Origin of the sequence: Frisingicoccus sp., from assembly GCF_048388605.1 — a bacterium.
Classification (GTDB): domain Bacteria; phylum Bacillota; class Clostridia; order Lachnospirales; family Lachnospiraceae; genus Frisingicoccus.
In genome coordinates this window covers 1-1,667 of sequence record NZ_DBGCTU010000016.1, presented here as the reverse complement: position 1 = coordinate 1,667, position 1,667 = coordinate 1, and the positions used below count along the sequence as shown (strand labels likewise).

Genomic DNA, 1,667 nt, shown 5'->3' with positions numbered 1-1,667 from the left:
CAAGCCCTCCATAACCTTTGTGGCCTGTTCTTCAGTCAGGCCCCATTCCAACAGCTTTTCTTTAGTCATTGTTGTTACCTCCAAAATCCTTTTTTACCGTGGGTTAGGAACCACGATTTCATTTAGATTTCTGTTTACCGCCCACAAATCCAAAACGGCGATGGTATGAAAAAACCACCACCGGCCAAAGGCCGGGGTGGTCAAATCATCAGATATAGGGTTAATCGCTGATCACTGGTTCAATTAGATACATTTTCCAATCAATCGGAAGGCCAGAAGCAATATCTTCTTCCACTTCCTCCACAATTTCAGCAATCAGCTTTTCATTCATCCCCATTTTACGGGCTTCTTTCAAAAATTCGTCTTTGCCCATTCTACATACAACCTTTCTATGGTTTCTCCAATTTCCATTGCCATTGGGCGGGGGTTAGGGTTGTTACAATACTCTGACCAACCTTCAGCGATCATTTCAGAATAGCGATTTGAATTGTGGTTATTCCACGCATATTCCGAAAGTTCATCTTTAATTTGATCTCTGGTTCTGGAATCAAATAGGGCCTGAATATTCTTCTGCTTTCCAACCCCCAACCAATCATCTAATTGGTGGCCGAACTCATGATCAAACACAGATTTCACCGTGGAACAACTATCCGGGTGCCACTTAATTTCTACCTGACGGATCATAGACTTTGAAGCAGATTCAAAGTCAGCATAGAAGCCACGGTTTAGGCAGATACCCCGGCAAGGATCGAACGGTGGGCGGGGTGACCAACTGGAAGCCATTTCATTTCCAACTGAAAGATACTTCCGAACAAACGAATTAGCCTTTTTCTTTGCCCATTCTTCACATTGGGCATCCGTCCAGTTGTAAACATTGTTTTGCTTAATCCAGTCAAGTTGCCGTTGAAACTCAATTTGTTTGGCAATAGCGTTTCTCTGATGGGATTCCCCAACAAAATTAAATCTTTTCCGCACCAAATCTGGAAATACTTCTTGCATATCTGAAAGGCCCTGATTCCACCCATTCACCGATTCAATAGAAAGCCCCTTAAAATCAGCATTGATTCCAAGAACAGATTTGCAATACGCTTCAGCTTCTTTCAAAGTCGAAACCGGGGTATATCCAGAAGCGCCGGGGGCCTTCAAAAGCTGGAATCTCGCTTCCGCCAAATCTGCATTTGCAAGGGGCAAATCCTTCATTCGCAATTCTGACATACGGGCTTGAACTTGGTTAATATCAACCGTTTTTCGCCACTTTCGCCATTCTGCTTTTTCATTGGGATCATCAAAATCCGAAGAAGATAAATAATACCGCTGGTTCGTTTCCTCCAAAGAAGCATATTCGGCTTTCAAATCAGAAAAATGCTGTTCTTTTGCTTTGATAGTTTCCCGCAATTTCATTATATCAACAGCTTTTGCAACGGTCAAGCCAGCCTTGGAACCGCCGTTCACGAAGGTCTGAACCCAATCAGCATATTTCATGTTGGCGGGAACATAGTACACATCCCCATCGGCGTTCCGGGCGGCTCTCTCACCGGCATACTTGGGATCAATGGCCGGGGCCGTGGTTCCTCGACAGTTGGGGTGGAACGGCGGCACAGTCACGCCGGGTTCAACCTCCGAAAGCGGAATCACCTTCATATCCATACCGGCACAGATAGGGCAAG

Annotated in this window: 1 protein-coding gene and 1 pseudogene; both read right to left on the bottom strand. The window is 45.0% G+C overall.

Annotation, left to right across the window (positions count from 1 at the left end; genetic code table 11):
- Positions 1-220: 220 nt before the first annotated feature.
- Entirely contained in the window at positions 221-373 is a 153-nt protein-coding gene (locus tag ACMN7X_RS03440) for a hypothetical protein (RefSeq protein WP_418746104.1), read from the bottom strand.
- Positions 352-1,667, bottom strand: a pseudogene (locus tag ACMN7X_RS03435) (hypothetical protein); the annotation flags it as partial. The pseudogene ACMN7X_RS03435 and the gene ACMN7X_RS03440, both read right to left, overlap by 22 nt.